Annotated in this window: 22 protein-coding genes and 1 tRNA gene; 12 read left to right on the top strand and 11 right to left on the bottom strand. The window is 45.6% G+C overall.

What is annotated here, in order from left to right; translation table 11 throughout:
- Window positions 1-19: 19 nt before the first annotated feature.
- Window positions 20-1255, bottom strand: a complete 1236-nt coding sequence (locus tag NOM90_RS15205; RefSeq protein ID WP_255943150.1) for an outer membrane protein assembly factor BamB family protein — start codon at window positions 1253-1255, stop codon at window positions 20-22.
- Between the two features lie 393 nt (window positions 1256-1648).
- Between NOM90_RS15205 and NOM90_RS15200 the strand changes: the two genes are divergently transcribed.
- Both NOM90_RS15200 and NOM90_RS15195 read left to right on the top strand, forming a co-directional pair.
- Entirely contained in the window at window positions 1649-1804 is a 156-nt protein-coding gene (locus NOM90_RS15200; protein WP_255943149.1) for a hypothetical protein, read from the top strand.
- Between the two features lie 83 nt (window positions 1805-1887).
- The gene (locus tag NOM90_RS15195; protein WP_255943148.1) at window positions 1888-2211 is read left to right on the top strand and encodes a ribosomal L7/L12 family protein; all 324 of its coding nucleotides are present in this window, start codon (window positions 1888-1890) and stop codon (window positions 2209-2211) included.
- Between the two features lie 140 nt (window positions 2212-2351).
- On the opposite strand, the gene mnhG is transcribed toward NOM90_RS15195, so the two are convergent.
- The 9 genes from mnhG to NOM90_RS15150 form a co-directional block, all read right to left on the bottom strand.
- Window positions 2352-2852, bottom strand: a complete 501-nt coding sequence (gene mnhG / locus NOM90_RS15190; protein WP_255943147.1) for a monovalent cation/H(+) antiporter subunit G — start codon at window positions 2850-2852, stop codon at window positions 2352-2354.
- The gene (locus NOM90_RS15185) at window positions 2824-3114 is read right to left on the bottom strand and encodes a Na(+)/H(+) antiporter subunit F1 (RefSeq protein WP_255943146.1); all 291 of its coding nucleotides are present in this window, start codon (window positions 3112-3114) and stop codon (window positions 2824-2826) included. The genes mnhG and NOM90_RS15185 overlap by 29 nt, the downstream gene beginning before the upstream one ends.
- Window positions 3114-3599 (bottom strand): Na+/H+ antiporter subunit E, encoded by a 486-nt coding sequence (locus NOM90_RS15180; protein WP_305121052.1) that lies wholly within the window; start codon window positions 3597-3599, stop codon window positions 3114-3116. The genes NOM90_RS15185 and NOM90_RS15180 overlap by 1 nt, the downstream gene beginning before the upstream one ends.
- Entirely contained in the window at window positions 3600-5078 is a 1479-nt protein-coding gene (locus tag NOM90_RS15175; RefSeq protein WP_255943144.1) for a Na+/H+ antiporter subunit D, read from the bottom strand. It lies immediately after the preceding gene.
- Complete coding sequence (locus NOM90_RS15170; protein ID WP_255943143.1) at window positions 5075-5431, bottom strand: Na(+)/H(+) antiporter subunit C; 357 nt, start codon at window positions 5429-5431, stop codon at window positions 5075-5077. The genes NOM90_RS15175 and NOM90_RS15170 overlap by 4 nt, the downstream gene beginning before the upstream one ends.
- Entirely contained in the window at window positions 5431-5856 is a 426-nt protein-coding gene (locus tag NOM90_RS15165; protein WP_255943142.1) for a Na(+)/H(+) antiporter subunit B, read from the bottom strand. The genes NOM90_RS15170 and NOM90_RS15165 overlap by 1 nt, the downstream gene beginning before the upstream one ends.
- The gene (locus tag NOM90_RS15160; RefSeq protein ID WP_255943140.1) at window positions 5849-8488 is read right to left on the bottom strand and encodes a Na+/H+ antiporter subunit A; all 2640 of its coding nucleotides are present in this window, start codon (window positions 8486-8488) and stop codon (window positions 5849-5851) included. The genes NOM90_RS15165 and NOM90_RS15160 overlap by 8 nt, the downstream gene beginning before the upstream one ends.
- A 237-nt stretch (window positions 8489-8725) precedes the next feature.
- On the bottom strand, window positions 8726-9910 hold the full coding sequence (locus NOM90_RS15155) for an asparaginase (protein ID WP_255943138.1): 1185 nt from the start codon (window positions 9908-9910) through the stop codon (window positions 8726-8728).
- A 326-nt stretch (window positions 9911-10236) separates the two neighbouring features.
- Window positions 10237-11178, bottom strand: a complete 942-nt coding sequence (locus NOM90_RS15150) for a bifunctional helix-turn-helix transcriptional regulator/GNAT family N-acetyltransferase (protein ID WP_255943136.1) — start codon at window positions 11176-11178, stop codon at window positions 10237-10239.
- 170 nt (window positions 11179-11348) lie between these two features.
- Between NOM90_RS15150 and NOM90_RS15145 the strand changes: the two genes are divergently transcribed.
- Window positions 11349-11915 carry a copper amine oxidase N-terminal domain-containing protein gene (locus NOM90_RS15145; protein WP_255943134.1) on the top strand — a complete coding sequence of 189 codons (567 nt, stop codon included), beginning with the start codon at window positions 11349-11351 and terminating at the stop codon, window positions 11913-11915.
- A 62-nt stretch (window positions 11916-11977) separates the two neighbouring features.
- Here the strand turns inward: NOM90_RS15145 and NOM90_RS15140 are convergent.
- A tRNA-Arg gene (locus tag NOM90_RS15140) sits at window positions 11978-12051 on the bottom strand.
- Window positions 12052-12266: 215 nt separating this feature from the next.
- On the opposite strand from NOM90_RS15140, the gene NOM90_RS15135 reads away from it, so the two are divergent.
- From NOM90_RS15135 to hemA, 9 genes are all read left to right on the top strand, one after another.
- The gene (locus tag NOM90_RS15135; protein ID WP_255943125.1) at window positions 12267-13154 is read left to right on the top strand and encodes a hypothetical protein; all 888 of its coding nucleotides are present in this window, start codon (window positions 12267-12269) and stop codon (window positions 13152-13154) included.
- Between the two features lie 184 nt (window positions 13155-13338).
- Window positions 13339-14643 (top strand): trigger factor, encoded by a 1305-nt coding sequence (gene tig, locus NOM90_RS15130; protein ID WP_255943124.1) that lies wholly within the window; start codon window positions 13339-13341, stop codon window positions 14641-14643.
- Between the two features lie 200 nt (window positions 14644-14843).
- Window positions 14844-15434 (top strand): ATP-dependent Clp endopeptidase proteolytic subunit ClpP, encoded by a 591-nt coding sequence (gene clpP / locus NOM90_RS15125; protein ID WP_255943123.1) that lies wholly within the window; start codon window positions 14844-14846, stop codon window positions 15432-15434.
- A gap of 22 nt (window positions 15435-15456) precedes the next feature.
- Window positions 15457-16713 (top strand): ATP-dependent protease ATP-binding subunit ClpX, encoded by a 1257-nt coding sequence (clpX, locus tag NOM90_RS15120; RefSeq protein WP_255943122.1) that lies wholly within the window; start codon window positions 15457-15459, stop codon window positions 16711-16713.
- A gap of 157 nt (window positions 16714-16870) precedes the next feature.
- Window positions 16871-18001, top strand: coding sequence for a flavodoxin-dependent (E)-4-hydroxy-3-methylbut-2-enyl-diphosphate synthase (ispG, locus tag NOM90_RS15115; protein WP_255943120.1), 1131 nt, complete (start codon window positions 16871-16873; stop codon window positions 17999-18001).
- Window positions 18002-18194: 193 nt separating this feature from the next.
- The gene (lon, locus tag NOM90_RS15110) at window positions 18195-20573 is read left to right on the top strand and encodes an endopeptidase La (RefSeq protein WP_255943118.1); all 2379 of its coding nucleotides are present in this window, start codon (window positions 18195-18197) and stop codon (window positions 20571-20573) included.
- A 102-nt stretch (window positions 20574-20675) separates the two neighbouring features.
- Window positions 20676-21353 (top strand): ribosome biogenesis GTP-binding protein YihA/YsxC, encoded by a 678-nt coding sequence (gene yihA / locus NOM90_RS15105; protein ID WP_255943116.1) that lies wholly within the window; start codon window positions 20676-20678, stop codon window positions 21351-21353.
- Between the two features lie 161 nt (window positions 21354-21514).
- Window positions 21515-22102: a non-ribosomal peptide synthetase module gene (locus NOM90_RS15100; protein ID WP_255943115.1), complete on the top strand. Its 588-nt coding sequence runs from the start codon at window positions 21515-21517 to the stop codon at window positions 22100-22102.
- A gap of 136 nt (window positions 22103-22238) precedes the next feature.
- Window positions 22239-23594: a glutamyl-tRNA reductase gene (gene hemA / locus NOM90_RS15095; protein ID WP_255943114.1), complete on the top strand. Its 1356-nt coding sequence runs from the start codon at window positions 22239-22241 to the stop codon at window positions 23592-23594.
- Window positions 23595-23605 lie beyond the last annotated feature (11 nt).

The following is a 23605-nucleotide window of genomic DNA, read 5'->3' as shown; positions in this document are numbered from 1 at the left end:
GATTTTATTTACTTAACTTTTATTCACTTAACGCGTATTTCACGAGGGCTCCAGATTCGGCAGCATATAATACGTTTCCTGCATAAGCAAAAGCATAATCGTTACGTAGCGCTCGGTTGGATACCGCTCGTACAATCTCTAAATTTTCGGGATCCAGAATATACAGTGTCTCCGCCATATCCACTTGAAGCTCTCCGTTGTCCGAACGCTCTAACATCACGAATTGACCCGGAGAATCGTCCAAAATCCGTTCTGCGACTTTTCCATCCAATTTAAAAGCGGTCAATTTTCGATTCGAATACGTCACATAACCATCGTTTGTTGCAAAAATAACAGAATCGGCAGGGATAACACGCCCCCACAACAGTTGACCTTCAGGAGAAAAAGCAAATAATTTATTGACCGTACCTGCAATCGATCCTCGTAACAGTAGAGTTCCATCGTTTTGCACCAAAATAGTAGGTCCAAGACTATCACTCAGAAGATGAACGCTTGCCGGAAACTTATACGTATAGAGGCGTTTGAGATCTGATGTATATACTTCAATCGTCGGGCTAGAAGAAGGCATCCAAGAATGAGCATTGATCCGAATTTGACGGTTGGTATCCATAACGATGCGTTGACCTTGTGCAGCAAGTAAAGAGCCGTTGAGCAATTGAGAAGATAATAGCTTACCGGAATGATCGAGACGTGTCACGTTCGTTTGGATCTTGCCACTTCGATGAGGTTCTTGAAGGGAGGAAATCAATAAACTTTCATCGCCGAGTAGATAAACCTTGCTTCCTAAAGGTATCGAACGGCTCCAAAGTTCTTTTCCATCCGAAGAAAGTGCATAGAGGTGCTGAGTACGATCAGAGAACGTGCCTACGAAATATACATCTCCATTTGTTGCATACAATAAAGAGCTGGCGGTCGTATAGACGCCATTTTGATCTTGAAACGTTCGAGACCATTTTTGATTGCCTGTAGCGGCGTCAAAAGCAGTGATCGATTCTAGGTAGCCGTCATCTTTTATAGGCGAAAGACTTTTTTGTACATGTTGTACGGTATGAGCATAAACGAGATTACGGGACGCAACAAAACGAACATCGTGTGCAGACGCCAACGATGTGTCATATACGGATGACGATGTCCAAGAAGGCTGAGGCAGCTTACTTCCGCTTAGACTTCCTGTACTTGCACCCGCATAGCCGGGAGCGCTCAGCAGTACCGCTGCGCTGAGTACGAATGCTCCCCATTTTTCAGTTGATTTCATAAACAGGTTTCCATTCCTCTCTATACATTTGAACAGCTTACACGCCGGGTGAACCTTAACTGTGATGATTATACACGCTATATGCTCGATTTTCCAGAAGTTTACGTTTTATACCTTTGGTCCTGCATTTTCTGGTTTATACGATAAGCTTCACGTTTTCGATAAGCCGTTAGTCTTGAACTCAGCTTGGATTTGGTGTAATTACCAAAAAATGTTGCAATCTATGAAGCATAGTTATAGAGTCGCATACACTGCGGCTTATGTTGCGATTTAAGACTTTTGGCTAAACCTTTACTCCTGAAAACCTTCAAAAACGTTTATTTATCAAGGCTTACGGTTATATAGTTTTACTATAAGGAAGCGACCTAGTAAAAAGGTAAGGAGGCATGACCTATGACAATGAGCGTACATAACCTAATGGCTTTCCATTCGCAATTTAACCGACCTCAGCCCATAACAGCGCCGCCCAAAAACAACATACCGAACGAAGAAAAAAGCTTTGAAGATATATTGCGTGAGAAGATGGCTTCTTCCAAAGTAACCGTATAGAGTGTAATCGACATGCTTCGATCTTGCAACAAGTTCTCCTCCACGACGTATAATAAAACAGACTAAGTGGATAAGGAGGCAAGATGATGGAATTTGACTTTACTACGATTGTGCTTGCGATCATTGTGTTCTCATTGATGCTTATGGTGATTGGTTTGCGCTTTGAAGTTCGAAGCCTACGGGAAGACTTGAACCGACTGGCAGAATCCCCTCGTGGTTATCGTCCTTTGTCCTCGGCTACCCATCAAGGCGGAGAAACGTCCCCATCTTTTTCGCAAAATGGAGAAGGCGACGAGATGCTTCGTTCTTTGGTAGCGAAAGGACGTAAGATCGAGGCGATCAAAGAAGCACGGATTTTATACAATTTCTCGTTAAAAGAAGCCAAAGACTATGTGGAGTCGCTGTAAATATGGGAAGGGAAGCGCGTAGACGGTGAGAAAAATTCGTTTCCGGCTACGTTAGATTTTCTCGTAAAAAAGACCATGTGCATGATCTGCACATGGTCTTTTTTATGCGGAGAAGCAGATAAGGCTAACCTTGACTCAGGCTATACTTCATCCGGCTCAGGAGGCTCCTGACGTCCGCTTTTGCGTTCGTGCGGTTTATGAAACACAGGAGGTTCGCCCGGCATTTGATCAGGTTTTGCCGCATCTGACAGCTCGCGTCCCGATGTTCCGGCATCGGGAACTCCTGCGGCTTTAGCCGCATCCGCAAGTTCATCTTGGATACTCCCTGTCCATAGAGGAACACCGCTGCGATGCGCCGCTCGCCCGTTCAAATGACCAGCAACCGGAGCGGTGATGAAGAAAAACACGATACCGAGCAAAATATTCATGCTGGCGGTCTGCATACTGGAAGCAAAGTATAAGAAGACTCCCGTTAATACGCATAGAACGCCTAATGTAGAGCTTTTTGTCGCTGCATGTGAACGCAGGTAGACATCGGGCAAGCGAATCAACCCATAAGCGCTAAATACGCTGAGAAGCGCCCCTATTAGAATGAGAAGGACAGACAGCCATTCAATCAACAGTTGAATCGTCTGGAGCATCAAGCACCCGCCCCCTTTCCATATACCGAGCTAATGCTACCGTTCCCAAGAATGCTAAAATACCGATCAGCAATACAAGTTCGAAGTAAGCGCTAGAGCGCGTATAAGCACCCGCAATCGCGACTTCTGCCGCTACGTTGACACCGATCGTATCGAGTGCGGCAATCCGGTCGGCGATCGAAGGGCCTTTGAGTACACGGTACAGACATCCGCCGATCGCCAAAGCGAGCAGGATCATCGAAATGAGCAGAATCGTTTGCATCAGCTTCGGGTCACCTCCATAATCGCTTTTTCGAACGTTTCACGAATATGTTTTTCAACATCGTTCGCTTCTTGCATATTCATCGCATGGATATATAGCGTTTTTTCGTCGTGACTGACTTCAAGCAATAAAGTACCGGGCGTCAAGTTCATTAATCCGCATAACATCGTCAATTCCCAACCCGGATTCAGTTCGGTTTCGTAAGCAAAAATGCCCGGTGACAACGTGAGTTTGGGTTTGATGATTTGCCGAATCACACTGAATGAAGAAACGACCAGCTCTTTGAGCAAGAGCCAAAGCAATTTGACGCAAGCCCATACTTTTCGCGGATAAAAAGGTTGAGGGAAAAAGCGTCGCATCAAAGTCATAAGAAGCAACCCAATCAAAAAACCTACGAGAAAACCGGATAAAGTCATATCGCTGATGAGCAGCATCCACACGAAAGCTAGGGCAAGATTGAGCAGTAGTTGAAAAGCCACAGGCATCTACTCCTTAAATACGGCTTGGATATAAATAGACGGATCGGTTAAAATATCGGCTGCGCGCTGTACATAAGGCATGACCGGTTCTGCGAATACTCCCATAAAAATAATCAACATCATCAGCGGAGCCGAAGATAGCAGGAGCTTCCGCGATTGTTTCCAGTGCGCTTCACGCGGCCTGCGAGCTTTGCCCCAAAATCCGAGAATAAAGATTTTGATAAGCGAATATAGCAACATCAACGTTAAAATCACGCCTGCTGCGGCAAGGATATATTGACCGTCTTCTATACTGCCTTGAATAATCAGTAATTTGCCCGGGAATCCGCTCAGAGGCGGGATGCCGACAACTGCCAACGAAGCAATCAAAAACATCCACCCTAACAACGGAGAATGACTGAGCACACCACCCATTCGATTGACCCGCTCGGTTCCGGTCTCGGCTACCAGTATTCCAGCAAGTAAAAACAATAACGCTTTGACGATCATATCGTGTACAAGATAGAAGACAGCACCTTGAAGCGCGTCATGGTTCGATACCGCAAGGGCAAGAGAAATAAATCCGATACTGGCGATTACGTTGTAACCGAGAATCCGGTTGACGTTGGTTTGAGAAACCGCACCAAATCCTCCGAGTATAATCGTGGCGACCGCCATCGTACCGATTAGCATATGCGTAACCTGCACTTCATGGTAAAAGATGAGCGTAAACGTTCGGATCAACGCATACATGCCGACTTTCGTTAACAAAGCTCCGAACAAAGCCGATATCGCGGCGGGCGGAGCCCCGTACGAGCCGGGCAGCCAAAAGAATAAGAACAACCCGGCTTTGACACTGAAAACAACGAGTAGAAGCGCAGACACGACGGTAATGGGTCCAGTCTGACCGCTTTCGGCAATCCGCATCGATAGATGCGCCAAGTTCAACGTGCCTGTAGCGCCATACAGATAAGCAACAGAAGCAACGAATAACGTCGAAGACAACACGTTGATCAAGATATAATGCAACGTTTCGCGGAATTGACGTTTTGTACCGCCGAGGACGATGAGGGCGTAAGACGACATCAGCATCAGCTCGAAGCAGACAAATAAATTAAACAAGTCTCCGGTCAAGAACGAGCCGTTAACGCCAGCGAGCATAAAATGAACCAGCGTATAAAAATAATGACGTTCTCGCTCTTCATCGATTCCTCGGAACGAATAAAGCAGACAGCAAGCGCTGACGATTGAGGCGGCAAGTACCAGTAGCACTGCGAACATGTCCGCAACCAGCACAATTCCGTAAGGAGGCGCCCAGCCGCTCATATTCAACGTCTGAATACCTGTCGTTCGTACCTGAACCATCAAATAAATCGCGACGCACACATTCAACATTGAACTAATGAGACTAATCCAGCGTTGTAATTTCAATTTATTATGCAAAAAGATGAGGATGACCGCTGTAAAAAGCGGAATCAACAGTGGAGCGACTACCCAGTTGTTCATCGGCGGCGCCCCCTATGCTTGGCAGATTCACTGCGCATTCGTTCCATATCCGTTGTATCCAGCTTTTGATAAGCCCGATAAGACAAAACGAGGAAGAACGCGGTGATGCCAAAATTGATCACGATCGATGTTAAAATCAAAGCTTGCGGCAACGGATCGACAAATTGTTCTTTACCTCGTCCAAGCAGCGGAGCCGCACCTGTTTTGAGCATAGACATAGCCATCAGCAGCAAATGTACAGCATGAGTGAGCAGCGAGGTTCCAAGCACAATCCGTAATAAATCTTGAGTCAAAATCAAATAGATTCCAGCCGTAAACAAAATGCCGACAATGACAGCGACAACGACTTCCATCAGTTATCTTCTCCAATCGTGAGCAGAATCGTCATGGTTACGCCCACGACTGCCAGATAAACGCCCAGATCGAAAATCAAGGCGGTATGGAGCTCTGTTTTGCCAAGCAACGGAAGTTGAAAATAGCCAAAAGCATGTTTTAAAAACGGCTCTCCGAAAAACAAAGCGCCTGTCCCTGTGCAGAGTGCAATCAAAAGCCCGATCGCCGTAATCAATTTGAAGTCGAAAGGGATAACCTTGCGTACTGTATCGATATCAAAAGCAAGAGCGAGTAACAACAAAGCCCCCGCACTCATCAGTCCTGCTATAAATCCACCACCGGGACTACCGTGACCTGTAAAAAAGAGATACAAAGCAAAAGCTAAAATGATAAATACAACAACCTTCGATATATTTTGCAGAAAAATATCGCTACCTTTAGGCATCCGAATCGCCTCCTTTCTTACGGCTATCGTTGCTTTCCGAATCTTCGAATTCATCGCTTAGTTCATCTTCTGGATTTTCTTCATCGTCGTGATTGAGGTCGCTCACGCAATGAATCCAGGGTTCTTTTGGAGCTTTGACTGTAGTCGGACCGTCATGTTCGTATTGGGCTTTCCGGAAATGAGCCGCGATATCTTCAGATTCATCACCTTCATGCGAGACATGGCGAGAGCCTACATCGGTCGCTTTGCGGCGCAATTTGATCATATTAAAGATACCGATTGCCGCTACACCTAGAACCATGATTTCAAGCATCGTATCGAATCCACGGAAATCGACGAGAATAACATTGACGATATTTTTACCGCCAGCCGATTCATAACTTTCGCGCACATAATAATCGGATACCGGCTCGAACGGATTCGTGCCAAGTACCGTCAGTGCGACAAGCGTCATCAATACACCGACTGCAAGTGCCACTAAGAAATTCGGGAGTCGGAAGCGTACCGCTTGACGTTCTGTACGTAGTTTCGGCAAATGGTAAAAGCATAACAGATAGAGCGTAACGGAGATCGATTCGACGACCATCTGCGTCAATGCCAAATCCGGTGCTCGTAAAAATACGAACATCAATACCATCAGATAGCCGACAGTTCCGGTCAAAATAATCGCAACAGGGCGGGATTTGGCAAAAGGAACAGCAAGTGCTCCTGCGGCAAGCCCGATCAAAATGACCCATTCGTAAGGCGCTATCGTGGCATACGCGCCAACCCGGAATGTAACATCGTTTGAGTTGAATAAGATCAGTCCCAGAACAAGCAGCATAAATCCGAGAATATATTTCACGTAACTACGCGACGAACCATTCATGTACAGCGACGTCACACGCACCGTAATATGTTCGAAAAATCTCAAACTAATATCGTAGGCACGGTTAATGGATACTCGGCGTGGAATAAAATTATAGACTTTCGTCCAGCGCTTAGCTGTTAAAGCGAGTAATATTCCGACTACAATAACGCCGATCGTCATCCATAGTGCCGGAGTTAATCCGTGCCATAATTTCAGATCCATCGGCAATCGTTCGCCTGAAGCCGTGACCGCAGGAATCATCGCTTCTGTAGCCGGACGGATTAGAGAATACGCAACAAGCCCCGGGAAAAATCCAAGTACAAGCGCCATAATCGCTAATAAAACAGGAGGAATGACCATAAGCAGCGGAGCTTCATGTATTTGTTTATTTTTAAGCGGTTTTTTTCGAGGACCGAGGAATGTTCGATACACAAAAAGAACCGAATAAACAAAGGTGAATACACTGGCAATCCAAGCTACGATCGGGAAAAGAGCTGCCCAAGTCGAAAGCCCGAACACACCGGCATGCAGAGGCTCAATAACCGATTCCAGAAACATTTCTTTACTGATAAATCCGCCAAAAGGAGGCAGACCTGCCATCGAGAATGCACCGAATAACGATAAGGTAAAAGTAATCGGCATGACTTGAGCAATTCCGCCCAATTTACGAATATCCCGAGTACCTGTCTCGTGATCGACAATGCCTGCAGCCATAAAGAGCGCACCTTTAAATACCGCATGATTGAGCAAATGGAAGATTGCGGCTGTGCCTGCAGCGGCATACAAGATTTGTTCTTCGCCGTCGAAAATTCCGGATAGCGAAGATAAGCCGAGCAGAGACATAATCAGACCGAGTTGGCTGATGGTCGAGTAAGCCAAGATCCCTTTGAGATCGGTCTGCTTGATTGCGGCGACCGAGCCATATAGCAAAGTAATCAGACCGCCCAACGATACGATCCAGAACCATTCGGACGTTCCTGAAAAGATTGGACTCATTCGGGCAACCAGATACAGTCCCGCTTTAACCATCGTTGCCGAGTGGAGATAAGCACTAACAGGTGTTGGAGCTTCCATCGCATCAGGCAACCAAATATGGAATGGATATTGAGCCGATTTGGTAAAAGCGCCAAACAAAATCAAGATCATTGCCGGTAAAAATAGAGGATGTGACATTAACGGGGCTCCGGCTTCGAAAAGTTCACGAATCCGGTACGTTCCGCTCATCACATAAAGCAAAATGAAACCACTGAGTAGACCCAGCCCGCCGGCTACCGTAATCAAAAGCGACTTGAGCGCGCCGTAACGCGAACGGTGCTTTTCATTTTTGTAACCGATCAATAAAAACGAAGTGATACTGGTGAGTTCCCAAAATCCGTACAGAGTTAGCAAGTTGTCCGAAACAACAAGCCCTAACATCGCGCCCATAAAGACCAACAAAAACACATAAAATCTAGTTAAAGATTCTTTGGCAGCATTCATATAGGCAATCGAATACAGAGCAACTAACACTCCCATTCCGGTAATCATCAGAGCGAATAGCAAAGATAATCCATCGAGGTAAACAGTGAATGAAATTCCGAGTGACGGAATCCAATCAAACGATTTGATAATCGGGGAACCGTCGCGAATATCACCCAAATAACGGAGTAACGTCGCGAACACCAGAGCCGACAGTGCGGCTGCAAACCATCCTTTGTGTAAACGAGGAACCGCTTTTCCCAATAAAGGGAGTAGGGCGGCAAGCAAGAACGGCGACAGCGTCAAGAGATGGAGTAGGGACAAACGGCTTCTCCTTTCCGCTTCATATAATAGTTCGGCTTGGTAGCTTTCAACCAAGCTTTACTTTTTACTATTACCCCACCTAACGTAAGCTAAAGCTCACAAATTGGTTTTTTATACAAAAAAGATCCCTTTTTGACGTTTTAACACTCGAAATATGCCCTAACTTAACAAAAAGACTTAAGACCAGGAACGGTCTTAAGTCTTTTTACATTGCTTTTTATGAAGGGACAGAAAAATTTATTTTTCAGGCACGCTTACTTGAGCCGAACCATACGTATCGAACCATCCTTTGATCGTATCAAAGTCTTTCGAGAATGATAACGATAGCAGCAGCATCAGACGCGCATGAGCCGCATTCAGGTTGTCGCCCGCAATGATATTTTTCCCGGTAGAATAGTTACTTCCCGAACCGGTACGTGTTGTTGCCACAAACATCGTATTATGGTCAGCGATTGCTGCTGTACGTTCTGCACTCATTGCTCGCGAGATTCCGCCTGCGCCTGTTCCGGCTGTCACAATACCTGCGGCTCCGTTAGCTACGAAAGATGAAATTGCCCCTGCGCCGGCATCTTGATACGAATAAGCAATCTCGACTTTTGCGAGGTTGCTTTTATTTAATTTGGAAAGGTCAAAAGGCGTATTCCATGTACTAGCTGGAAGTAAAGCGCGAGCAGGTGCGCGGTAGACACGAACCCCGTCTTCATCGATATAACCTAGCGCGCCAAGTTCCGGAGTGATGAACGTATCGGTGCGGTACGAGTTAGATTTGGTGACTTCACGAGCCGCATGGAACTCGTCGTTCAACATGAGCACAGTGCCGAAATATTTTGTTTTTCCGCTAGCCGCTAATTTAATCGCATTGAACAAGTTGGCTTGAGCATCGCTCCCGATAACGGTCCACGGACGCATCGAACCCGTTACGACAACCGGTTTGGAGCTGCGTACGGTAAGATCAAGGAAATACGCGATTTCTTCCATCGTATCGGTGCCGCTTGTTACGACAACGCCGTCTTGCGTTTTGAGCGCTTGATCCACGCGAAGCGAAAGATCATAAAGATCGGAAATACTGTAAGCGCTAGAGCCGGAGTTGCCGAATTGGTATGTACTGACTTGAGCAATCTTATTTTTGTCGGGAAGTTCGGCCACCATATCGGCGATAAGCAACGTTCCGGCACGGTAATTCGCAAAACTTGTCGCATCGGCAGATTGACCTGCAATCGTACCGCCTGTTGCGATCACTTCGACTTTAGGTAACTTATTAACGGCTGGAGTACTCCCCGCTGTCGGCGGTGTTGAAGAAATGACCGTTCCTGTTACTTCGGCTGCATAAGTACTCGGGGTATAAATCACTGGCGCGAACGCGGCAGCGGTCACTCCGATTGCTAACGTTGCTTTCATAACCTTCATAGACAGTGTGGACATAAAATTCCTCCTCGAAAATAGGTTGGGAAGGAACTTTAGATGACATCGTTTGCTTCCCGATGCCTGTAAATATAATATGGTGTTAGTATAGTTTACAAATCAGATAAAAGATCAAAAAAGCGCTTTATTCGACTAAATACGTATTTTTACGTGTTTTTTCGAAATCATACAAAAGAATTTCAAAAAAAGAAAAAGGCAGAAAATTTCTGCCTGAAAACTTAAATGTAATAAAAACTAACTTAAAGGGAAAAAGATCAAAGTATTAATGATTATTTAGTCTTATTTATGAATAATTATTCAGTGTGTTTAAACGTAATCTAGTTTTCTTATAGAAGAAATTCCCAATGTTCAACATCGAATTCCATTCCATAATAAGAAACATTCGGTGTATCACATAAACGAAAACCGCGCCGAATCAGCAAAGATTGTAAACGACGTTGATCCGGAATCGACCATATTAATAGTTTGCTATATCCTTCTTTTTTTGCGGCTTGAATCACTTCTTCCAGAAGGCTGGCTCCGATTCCGATTCCGCGACGCTTGGGTTCAACGCCAAAAAGCTTGATGTGCATACGATTTTGATCCAATGGTTCTGCCAAGATCGAGCCTGCACTTTCTCCGTTCATCTCGGCAATCCAACAATAACTTCGCAGCGAAGAATTCGGATCAAATAAGTTTCGGTACGTATCATCTAACACCAATTGAAAATCGCTCGTCGGACCAAAAGTTTGTTCAAAAAGGTTTTGATAAGATTTGATCAATTTTTCGGTATCCGAATCTTCAGCTCTGCGCAAAAAGTAACGGTCGTTTTCCAAACGATCATACGTACGGGAAGCGTTAATTTCTTCGATCGTACGAATCGCTTCGATAAGCCTAGCTTGGTTAATTTCGGATAATCCGGCTAGATATTCGGCAACATCATCATCGACTCTTCGATTTAGCAACTCAGCAATTCTTTTACCGTCTGTGGTTAATTGCAGATAACGTCTTCGGCTATCGTCTTCACTGCGTATACGCTCAATAATACCGCTATTATCCAGTCGGCTGAGCAATCGGCTCAAATAACCCGGATCAAGCCCTAAGTTTCGACTTAAATTAGTAGCTGTTAATGGATTACGCCATGAAATTTCCAAAATCACTCTGGATTCGGTCAATGAGTATGAACTATGCAACAATCGTTCGCGAAGAACGCCGGCTTGCATCATGTCGCTATAGTTAAAAGCACGCAAAGTTTCTATTCTTTTTTTCCAAAGTAAAGGATCAGGCATACATCAACTTCCTTTCCCAGCCTATCAAAGCCGGAAGCCATCTAATAGGATTTAGGCAACAAGTGGCTTCTTACTAATTATAACAAGAAAAAAAGAAGGGATAAAAGGACTGAATATTCAAAATAAGAGTCAGCGGTTAAAAGTCGGTATATGGAAAAGGCGGTGGGGATATGGAACGATCTAGCGAAGTAAGTAGAAAGCTCAAAAAAGGTTGGATAAGCGCAGCAACGACTTTACTGCTGGTGACCAGCATATATGCCGAAGCAGCTTCCGCAGCGACGACAAGCGTTTATGTCAATGGACGTCTTGCGCAAGGAGAAGTGTTGGTTCGTAAAGGGGTCACTTATCTGACATTAACCGATTTACAAAGGCTGGGCGATTATGACTTCCGGTACAACAAGACTTGGCGTACAGTTACAATCACTGGAGGAGATCGTGGAGATCGATTTGTGCTGACATTAGGGAGCCGGGATGCCAAGCGCAACGGGCAAAATATCAGAATCGAAGCAGCTCCGCTATCCTATGAAAATAAAACGATGATCCCGGTTCGCGTTGCGTCACAATTATTTGATGCCGATCTGCAATGGGATTCTAACTCGAATCGCGTATTGATTAGCAAAAAGTCGGACTCGAACGGACAGACGACATCTCCGACGTCGCCTTCTCGTCCTCCGGCTTCACCGTCAGGGCCGCCTAAACCAAGAGTTCCGCAACCGCCCAAGCCGCCTTCTTTTTAATCTTTTTTAAAAAAGGGCAAAGAAAAAAGCCTTCCCGCAGGAAGGCTTTTTTGCATCACGTACGTCCCAGGAGGGATTCGAACCCCCGACCGTGCGCTTAGAAGGCGCATGCTCTATCCAACTGAGCTACTGGGACAAAACTGAAAAACAGAACAGAAATTAATATAACATAATTGCTTGGTTAGTGCAAGCAGAATCATTAAAAAGTTCAGCTGCTCTATTTTCCTTCTATATAATAGAGGTGACCCGATACCGTATGTTATACTTGACCCTCATCATCTTGCGAGCGGAAGCTGGCGTACGGGAAAGGAGGAATGACTTATCGATCAGACGCGCAAAGCGGGCGTCGTGTTGCTTCCGAGTACATTAGAGCATTATCAAAAGCAGATCACGATCATGCTTGAAAGTGAACGTTACGGAGAAGCGATAGAGACATTATCTTTTTTACTGAGCTGCGAAGGGCAAAATGAGCAAAAACGACAAGAGTGGAAAACTCTTTTGGAATGGTTGCGCGTTGCTTTTCCCGGAGGTGCCGAAGACGCTTACGGCAATGAAGCCGCACTTGCCGGCGAAGAAGTCGAAAGCGAAGCGCAAGCTTTGCAAAGACGAACACGCGAAAAACAGCAGCAAGATCCAGGGTATACGTTTGAATTGGTCAATCGCGTTATTCAAGAACCGTTCACAGAACGCGGACAGATCGCGCTTGAACAATTAGCGTATCTCGAAGACGCTGAAACGGATCTTCGACTGATACAATGGTTAGAATCCGGCGAGTTACATCCTTTATTGCAATACCGTGCTTTGCAGACGCTCAAGCGGCGAGGGACGACGGGCACCATCCTTTTACCGCGAAAAGGCATATCGCTCGAACTTGATATCGAGCAGACTCCACTTACACCGGGCGATTTTCCGCCGGCTGTGGATGAAGTGTTGGAACGCGTGTCCGATCAGACCGACCATGAATCGCCGTCGATGTTTTATTTTGCCCGCGAATTATGGATGCAATTTATGATGGCATCTTACGGGACAAATGATTATATCGTGTTGATTCGCGGCGAAGAAAGCGAGCTGGATGCTTGGGCAGCCGCTCTTCATATCCAAGCTGCGCAGTCTTTGGGCGGCGGCGTAAATGAAGAACAAATTCGCGAAGCTTATGGGATTACAGGCGAACTGCGTTTTCGATGCGAACGCGCAGAAAAGGCTCTTTACGCGTTTACACAAGGCTCATTGCTTCGGTAATAGACAAGGAAACGGTTACTTTTTTACGATAAACGTATAGATTTGTGGCTAGAACGGCGTTGGCGCTTGAAATCCGCAAAGTTTTTGGTTATGATGATATGGTTGTTGTGAGCGTGATCGAATCATATGAAAATAATTTAATTGATAGCTATTGATAGCTAATTGTTGGAGGGGAATACTCAATATGACAGCAAGTTGGGAAAAAACCGAGAAAAACCTAGGCGTTCTTGAAGTTGAAGTTTCTGTAGAACGCGTTGAAGCCGCACTTGATAAAGCTTTCCAAAAAGTTGTAAAACAAACGAATGTTCCAGGATTCCGTAAAGGTAAAGTACCACGGTCGATCTTCGAAGCACGTTTTGGCGTGGAAAGCCTGTACAACGACGCAGTCGACATTCTGTTGCCAGAAGCTTATAGCGAAGCAGTAGAAGAAGCGGGAATCTTCCCGGTTGACCGTCCTGAAATCGACATCGAGCAATTCGGCAAAGGCCAAACGATGAAATTCAAAGCAAAAGTAACCGTTAAGCCAGAAGTTAAACTCGGCGACTACAAAGGCGCAGAAGTGCCAGTATCCGAAATTAACGTAACCGACGAAGAAATCGCAGAAGAACTTGAGCGTCTGCAAAACCGTCACGCTGAGCTGATTGTCGTTGACGAAGAAGCAGCAGCAAACGGCGACACGGTATCGATCGACTTCGACGGCTATGTAGGCGACGAAGCTTTCGAAGGCGGCAAAGCTGAGAACTATGCACTTGAACTGGGATCGGGCTCGTTCATTCCTGGATTCGAAGAGCAAGTTGTAGGCATGTCGACTGGCGATTCCAAAGACGTTAACGTAACGTTCCCGGAAACTTACCATGCAACTGAGCTTGCAGGCAAAGAAGCTGTATTCAAAGTGAAGTTGCATGAAATCAAACGCAAACAGCTTCCTGAGCTGGATGACGAATTCGCAAAAGACGTAAGTGAATTCGACACTTTGGATGAGTACAAAGAAGATTTGAAAACTCAAATCGCTGACCGCAAAAAACGCGAAAGCGACGCAGCTCGCGAAAACGCGGTTGTTGAAGCTGTAGCAGCAAAAGCGGAAGTTGAAATTCCGGAAGCAATGATCGAAGGCGAAGTTGAAAACATGATGCGTGATTTCGACAACCGTCTGCGTCAACAAGGTATGAATTTGGAAATGTACTCAAGCTTCTCCGGTCAAACGACTGAAGACTTGCGTGCTCAAATGAAAACCGATGCTGAGAAGCGCGTAATGAACAACTTGGTACTTGAAGCAATCGCAAAAGAAGAAAACATTTCGGCTTCTGAAGAAGACGTTGAAAAAGAACTTCAAACGATGGCTGAAATGTACAAACGCAACATCGACGAAATCCGCAGCATCTTGGGTGCTAACGGTTCGCTCGCAAGTTTGAACGATGAAATTACATTGCGTAAAACAATCGAATTCTTGCTTGAAAACAGCAAAGAAGTCGCTGCTTCCGCAGAGTAAGATATAGCTTAATTTGCCTAAGCAAGGCACGTATATTTTATGCGTGCCTTGCTCTTTTTTATCTGCTGTATTAGAGAATTCTCACCGAAAAATGACATTGGCATTTGAAAATGGTAAACTAGAACTGTAGGTAGCAAGTGAAGCTGATTTTGGCTCCTGCACCTTCAGACCCTGTCCCTAATGAAAGCGAGGTTGATCGCATGAATTTAGTTCCTACAGTTGTTGAATCAACAAGCCGCGGCGAGCGCTCTTACGATATTTATTCGAGATTGCTCAAAGACCGGATCATTTTGCTTGGCGATGCGATCGACGATCACGTAGCCAATCTGATCATCGCGCAATTGCTCTTTTTGGCAGCCGAAGATCCAGAGAAAGACATCTATTTGTACATTAATTCCCCCGGTGGTTCTGTGACTGCGGGCATGGGTATATATGATACAATGCAATACATTAAGCCTGATGTATCGACGATTTGCGTCGGTATGGCAGCAAGCATGGGTTCGCTTTTGCTGACTGCCGGAGCACCAGGCAAACGCTTTGCGCTACCAAACAGCGAAGTGATGATTCACCAGCCACTTGGCGGTGTGAGCGGACAAGCTTCGGATATCCTGATCCATACGGATTGGATTATCAAAACGAAGCAGAAGCTGAACAAAATTTACGTGGATACGACAGGTCAGCCCCTTGAGAAAATCGAGCGGGACACAGACCGAGATTTCTTCATGAGCGCAGAAGAAGCGAAGTCTTATGGACTGATCGACAAAGTTCTTGAGAGACCGATTAATTCTTAATCCTCGAAGGGGTGGTTAGTAGATGTTTAAATTCAACGAAGAAAAGGGTCAGTTGAAGTGCTCCTTCTGCGGTAAAACGCAAGAACAAGTACGGAAACTCGTAGCCGGACCCGGCGTATATATCTGCGACGAGTGCATCGAGCTTTGCACAGAGATCGTAGAAGAAGAGTTGGGGCATGAAGAAGAAGTCGATATCAAAGACATTCCGAAACCTCAAGAAATCCGCGGCATCCTTGACCAATACGTAATTGGACAAGAACAAGCGAAAAAATCTTTGGCTGTAGCGGTATATAACCATTACAAACGTGTTAATGCCCAAAGCAAATCCGAAGATGTCGAATTGCAAAAAAGTAATATTATGCTGATCGGTCCTACCGGTTCAGGTAAAACATTGCTTGCGCAAACTATGGCGCGTATTTTGAATGTGCCGTTTGCGATTGCGGACGCGACTTCGCTGACAGAAGCAGGTTATGTCGGGGAAGATGTTGAAAACATCTTGCTCAAACTGATCCAAGCTGCTGATTACGATGTAGAAAAAGCAGAACGCGGCATTATCTATATCGATGAAATCGATAAAGTTGCACGTAAATCGGAAAATCCTTCGATTACTCGCGACGTATCGGGCGAAGGCGTTCAACAAGCTTTGCTGAAAATTCTTGAAGGTACGGTTGCATCGGTTCCACCACAAGGTGGTCGTAAACATCCACATCAAGAATTTATCCAAATCGATACGACAAACATCTTGTTCATTTGCGGCGGTGCATTCGACGGTCTTGAACAAATGATCAAACGCCGTATCGGTAAAAAAGTCATCGGTTTCAATGCGGATGGCGAAGGCCAACGCGAATTGAAAGCTGGCGAGTATCTGATGATGGCACTGCCAGAAGACTTGCTTAAATTCGGTCTGATCCCAGAATTCGTTGGACGTTTGCCTGTAATCTCGACATTGGCTCCGCTGGATGAAGAGACACTGGTACGTATTTTGTCCGAACCGAAAAACGCGTTGACGAAGCAGTACAAAAAACTGCTTGAAATGGACAACGTAGATCTGGTATTCGAAGATGCAGCTCTGCTTGCTATTGCTGAAGAAGCAATCAAGCGCAAAACAGGAGCACGCGGTCTGCGCGCGATTATTGAAGGCTTGATGCTTGACGTCATGTATGAAGTCCCTTCACGCGACGATGTGACTGAATGTGTCATTACCGAAAAAGTCGTCAAAGAGAAGGTTGTACCTGAACTTGGCGAAGGTAAAAACAAAAAACGCGAAGAAAGTGCGTAACGCATAATCTTCGATTTATAGCTCTTATCCCGAGCCGGTCAACCCTAGATGGTTTGGCCGGCTTGTTCTGAGTCTGTAAAAGATCACATATAATGAGTTATATTCCGCGTCGATCTCTGGCGCTATCTTGCTTGTTCCGATTTGGAGGTCGAATGACATGTATTTAAGACATCAGACACGGCCCGTGAAAGTGGGCAACTTGGTTATTGGCGGTAGCGATGAAGTTATTATTCAAAGTATGTGTACAACAAAAACAGCCGATGTAGAAGCGACTGTAGCCGAAATTCTTCGTCTGGAAGAAGCGGGATGTCAAGTTGTACGTGTAACAGTTAACAATGATGAAGCAGCGGACGCGATCAAAGAAATCAAAAAGCGGATTCATATTCCGCTCGTTGCCGATATTCATTTCAATTATAAGTTGGCGTTGAAAGCGATCGAAAATGGCATCGACAAAGTACGAATTAACCCGGGTAACATCGGTAAACGTGAAAAAGTCGAAGCTGTAGTTAAAGCCTGCAAAGATAAAGGAATTCCAATCCGTATCGGAGTTAATGCTGGCTCGCTAGAAAACCATTTGCTTGAAAAATACGGATATCCGACTGCCGATGCAATGGTTGAAAGCGCGTTGTTCCATATCGGTATTTTGGAAGAATTGGATTTCCACGATATTATCGTTTCGCTCAAAGCGTCCGATGTACCGATGGCAATCGAAGCGTATAGCAAAGCCGCACAAGTGATTCCTTACCCGCTGCATTTAGGGATTACTGAAGCGGGAACGCTGAATGCGGGTACGATCAAAAGTTCAGCAGGGATCGGAGCTTTGCTTTCGATGGGTATTGGTTCGACCGTGCGGATCTCGCTAAGTGCTGACCCTGTCGAAGAAGTAAAAGTAGCACGCGAACTGCTTAAAACATTTGGCTTGATTACGAACGCAGCGACATTGGTATCTTGCCCAACTTGCGGGCGCCTTGATATTGATCTGTTCTCGATTGCGAACGAAGTCGAAGAATATATTTCAAAAATCAAAGTTCCGATTAAAGTATCGGTATTAGGCTGTGCAGTCAACGGTCCCGGGGAAGCTCGCGAAGCCGATATCGGGATTGCGGGGGCTCGCGGCGAAGGGTTATTGTTCCGCTACGGCAAAATGATCCGCAAAGTACCAGAAGAAGTGATGGTTGAAGAATTGAAAAAAGAAATCGATGCAATTGTAGTGGCTTATGAAGCTACAGGCAAAATTCCAGGCCGTGAAGAACGTCATCAACCGAGTGCTTCAAAAGTACAAGCTTAAGACGGTTAAGAGAAATCTTTCACACCGTGATTAAGAAATAGAGACGGTATGCAGGGAATCCCCGGCATACCGTCTTTTTTTATGTGAAGTTTGTCTCATTTTTGGTAGTCGCTACGCCGATATGCTACACTTAACACACGTATAAACGACGCATACTCATAAGTATGCTAAGCCTTTTGGGGGTGTGAAAACGATGGATTTGAATAAACAAAACAACCGCCGTTTTCCGTTGTTGCCTTTGCGGGGGCTTCTAGTCTATCCGAGTATGGTGCTTCATTTGGATGTAGGACGAGAACGCTCGGTTAAGGCACTGGAAAAGGCAATGGCTGATGACGATTTGGTTCTTCTTTGCTCACAGTCTGAGGTGAATATCGAAGAACCTACACCTGACGATATATTCCGGATCGGCACTGTCGCTAAAGTCAGACAAATGTTGAAGTTGCCGAATGGAACTATCCGTGTATTGGTAGAAGGGTTAGAACGAGCGGAAATCTTAACCTACGTGGAAGAGAGTACCGAGTTTTACGAAGTATATGCCCGTGAATTGACCGAACCGACGACCGAAGATTCGGAAGTTAACGCCTTGATGCGTACGGTACTGACTCAATTTGAACAATATATTAATCTATCCAAAAAAGTGACGCCAGAGACTCTTGCTGCGGTATCCGATATTGATGAACCGGGACGTTTTGCTGATGTGATTACAAGTCACCTTCCGGTTAAGATCAAAGACAAACAAGCGATTCTGGAAACGGTCGAATTCCGTCCACGTCTGGAAAAGCTGCTGGATCTGCTGAACAACGAACGCGAAGTGCTGGAGTTGGAACGCAAAATCGGTCAACGTGTCAAAAAGCAAATGGAAAAAACGCAAAAAGAATATTATCTGCGTGAACAAATGAAAGCTATTCAAAAAGAACTCGGCGATAAAGACGGTCGGGCAGGAGAAGTCGAAGAACTTCGCGAACAACTCGAAAACGGTGAGTTCCCCGAAAAAGTGTATGAGCGTATCCAAAAAGAAATCGATCGTTTGGAACGGATGCCAACCAGCGCTGCTGAAGGCGGAATCATTCGCGGTTACGTCGATTGGCTTTTGGCGCTCCCGTGGGGCAAAGAAACCGAAGACGTACTGGATATCATTCGCGCGGAAGAAATTTTGAACGAAGATCATTATGGCTTGGAAAAGCCGAAAGAACGCGTGTTGGAATATCTTGCGGTGCAGCAACTTGTCAAAAAGCTCAAAGGGCCGATACTTTGTTTAGTCGGGCCTCCCGGCGTTGGTAAAACATCGTTAGCGCGTTCGATTGCTAGGTCGCTTGGGCGCGAGTTTGTTCGCGTGTCTCTCGGCGGCGTTCGAGACGAAGCTGAAATCCGCGGTCACCGCCGTACGTATGTAGGCGCGATGCCAGGACGTATTTTGCAAGGAATGCGCACAGCGGGAAGCTCCAATCCGGTCTTTTTACTGGATGAGATCGACAAGATGGCTTCTGATTTTCGAGGCGATCCGTCTGCCGCACTGCTGGAAGTGCTTGACCCGGAACAAAATAATACGTTCAGCGATCATTTCGTTGAAGTGCCTTATGACCTTTCCAAAGTCATGTTCGTGACGACTGCGAATATGCTTCAAGGGATTCCGCGTCCATTGCTTGATCGGATGGAGATCCTAAATATTCCGGGTTATACGGAACTGGAGAAGTTAGAGATCGCGAATCGATATTTATTGCCGAAGCAAAAGCGGGAACACGGGTTAAATGCAGAGCAATTGGATTTACCAGAATCTGGGTTGCTGCAAATGATTCGTGAATATACTCGGGAATCGGGCGTGCGTAATCTCGAACAGCAGATTGCCGCGATTTGCCGCAAAGCAGCCAAACAATTGGTTTCCGGTCAGAGCGAGCATATCGCGATTACAGCCGACTCGCTAAAAGATTATCTGGGCAGCCCTAAATTCCGTTACGGTCTAGCCGAAGCCGAAGATCAAGTCGGCAGTGCGACAGGGCTAGCTTGGACAGAAGTCGGCGGTGAGACTCTGACGATTGAAGTTAGCGTGTTACCGGGTAGTGGTAAACTTACGTTGACAGGCAAACTTGGGGATGTGATGAAAGAATCGGCGCAAGCCGCATTCAGTTATACGCGTTCGCGTGCCGAGCAACTGGGGATCGACAGTAAGTTCTATGAAAAGAACGACGTGCATATTCATATTCCGGAAGGTGCAGTTCCCAAAGACGGGCCTTCTGCAGGGATTACGCTCGCTACAGCGCTTATTTCTGCCCTTACGGGACGCGCGGTATCCAAAGATATTGCGATGACCGGCGAAGTGACGCTGCGCGGACGTGTGTTGCCGATCGGCGGGCTCAAAGAAAAATCGCTCGCTGCGCATCGTGCAGGCTACAAAAAAGTGCTATTGCCGATCGATAACGAACGCGATCTACGCGATATTCCGGCAAGTGTGAAAGAAGCGATCGAATTTGTACCGGTATCTCATATGGATCAAGTATTGGAACATGCTTTAACTGCTGAAGTTTTGGTTCCTCCGTTGACAGATGAGCCGGATATTCAAATCGAAACGCATTAGAAGTACCTTTTTGATGTATAGTGAAGCTAGAAGCTGCAAAGATAAAAAGTAGAAGGTTAACGCTAACCTGTCGCTTTTTACCTAAGAGAGGAATTTTCAATCATGAATGTAATGACTTCTGAATTTAAGATCAGTGCCGTTGGGCCGGATCAATATCCGGTAGAAGGGCTGCAAGAAATCGCGTTAGCTGGACGTTCCAATGTTGGAAAATCTTCGTTGATCAATCGTCTGCTACGCCGTAAAAACTTGGCACGAACAAGTTCGGTTCCAGGTAAAACGCAACATATGAACTATTATCTGATTAACCAATCGTTTTTCTTCGTTGACTTTCCGGGTTATGGTTTTGCCAAAGTTTCGAAGCAGCAACGTGAAGTCTGGGGACAGATGATTGAGAAATATATGTTGCACCGCGAACCGCTCAAATTAGTTTTAATGGTCGTCGATCTGCGTCACCCGCCGAGTAAAGACGATAAAATGATGTATGAATGGTTGACTCATTATGACCGTCCAATCTGCGTCGTCACGACGAAAGCAGACAAAGTGCCGAAAACACGTTGGCAAAAACATGCGAAAGTGATCAAACAAGATTTAGGTATGCGTCCGGGTGATCCTTTCGTGATGTTTTCTTCCGAAACCGATATGGGCAAAGAAGAATTATGGACGATTATCGAAGAACATTTAGGCGAACTCAAAACACTGCAGCAACGTGAAACGGAAGCTGATGCCGAAGCGGAAAAACAGTTCCGGGAATCGTTTATCGACGAAGAATCCGCCGAATAACGAGCAATCTGTAGCATAACAAATGAAACGCTTACAAAATAGCGTTAAATCAGCGAATTTCAGAGCTAGGCGGTTCCCCAAGCGGAGCCGTCTTTTTGCGTATAACGTTTATAATAAAACAAACGCCGGTTTTGATCTTATAAGAATCGAGGAGATTCATTATGGTGCAGCGCTTAGCTACGGAATTTATCAAAGCTCATTTCGTACTACCGGAAAACCAATGGTCAACCTTAACTCGGCAGCTGCAAAATCTTCAAATTAAGTACCGAATGGGATGGCTGGATAACGGTATGCAAGCTATTGTTTTGGAAGACGGTAGCGGAGAATCGATTATCCTTTCATTGAGACGTCATCGTCATTTGTTGTTATGCGAATTTTCTTTTCGTTTAGTTGATCCGCAACTGACCCATTTGATTCGTCAACTGTTTATTGCTTTCAAAGGCAGTGGCACCGTTCGAAGAATATATCCGGGCTTTACGATGCTGGACTTTTATACGGAGGGCGAAGTGCGCCGAATTATTGAGTTTACGCCCGGATCGACACGGCTTGTATTTGAACATCGAGATGGATTGCCTGAATTGCAATACCGATATGCGTTGACACATATTGAATACGAAATTGCTTGTGTACGCGCTCAAATCGACCGATTGCTGGATCAACGATTGAATACTCGGGAACCGGAAATGATTCAACAGATCGATACATTGCTGCAAAAAGAAGCGTTTCGATTGTTCGTCTGGGAAGCTTGAATTCGTAAACTGCCACCGAATATTCATAAACAATTCATTTAATTTGCCACAATGAAACCATACGTTGTGATATACTTATCATAGTTTGTAAAATGTTTATTTGGCAGCAATTTCAGATCAGGCGGTGAAAATTTTTATGCACATTATGGTAGTCGGATTGAACTATCGAACAGCTCCAGTCGACATCAGAGAACGGTTTGCTATTGCGGAAGAAGATCTTTCGGAGGCGCTGAATCGACTGAAAGAAACGAAAAGCGTTCTTGAAGGCGTCATCGTAGGCACATGTAACCGGACCGAATTGTACGTGGTAGTAGACCGGCTGCATATGTGTGCTTTTCATATCCGTAACTTTATGGAGCAGTGGTTCGGTATTCCGAAAACCGAATTTACTCAGCACCTATATATTCACGAAGACGAACGTGCCGTTGAGCATCTGATGAAAGTCTCTTGCGGGCTGGATTCGATGGTACTCGGCGAAACGCAAATTCTCGGACAAGTGAAGCAAGCATTTTTTACGGCTCAAGCCGAAAAAGCGACAGGCACATGGTTCAACATGTTGTTCAAACAAGCGGTAACGCTGGGTAAACGGGCACATTCGGAAACATCGATCGGAGAAAATGCGGTTTCTGTCAGTTATGCAGCAATTGAACTGGGCAAACGCATTTTTGGAATGTTTACCGATAAAAAAGTGCTAATTCTCGGCGCAGGCAAAATGAGCGAGTTAACCGTGAAGCATCTGTATGCAAGCGGAGCGGCGCAAGTGATCGTGGCGAACCGTACGCTGGAGAAAGCACGCGAACTTGCCGGACGATTCAACGGGATTTCTTGTACGCTGGACGAAGGCGTAGCGATGCTTGGCGAAGTGGATATCGTAATTAGTTCTACAGGATCTTCCGATTACGTACTGACACGTCAGCAAGTGAAAGCTTTGGCTGCAGCGCGTCGTTCACGTCCGCTGTTTATGATTGATATTGCGGTTCCGCGTAATATTGATCCGACTATTGCCGAACTTCCAGGCGTCTTTTTATACGATATCGATGACCTTGAAGGCATTGTCGAAAGCAATATGGAACTCCGCCGCGCCGAAGCGATTAAGATCGAGAAAATGATTGTGCAAGAATCCGATCAATTTTACGGCTGGCTCAAAACGCTTGGCGTGCGTCCAGTTATTCGTGCCCTGCAAGAAAAAGCGACGGATATTCACCAAGAAACGCTGGAAAGCTTGTTCAACAAACTTCCAGAGCTTGATGAACGTCAACGTAAAGTGATTGGCCGATTGATGAAAAGTGTCGCGAATCAGATGATGCATGATCCAATCAATCGAGTGAAAGAAATGGCAGCAGACAAAAACGGTGCCGAAGCGGTTGATATGTTTACTCAGATTTTTGCACTGGAATCAAGACTTGAGCAAGCAGAAGAAGCCGTAACGCAAGAAGCGGAGAAAAAGACTGCGGACATTCCGGCTTTCGTATTGCGTCCGGTAGCCCTTTAGGTAGGTGAGCG

This window comes from Saccharibacillus sp. JS10 (assembly GCF_024436065.1).
GTDB lineage: Bacteria > Bacillota > Bacilli > Paenibacillales > Paenibacillaceae > Saccharibacillus.
The sequence above is the reverse complement of the archived record's forward strand: the minus strand, read 5'-3'. Positions and strand labels throughout refer to the sequence as shown.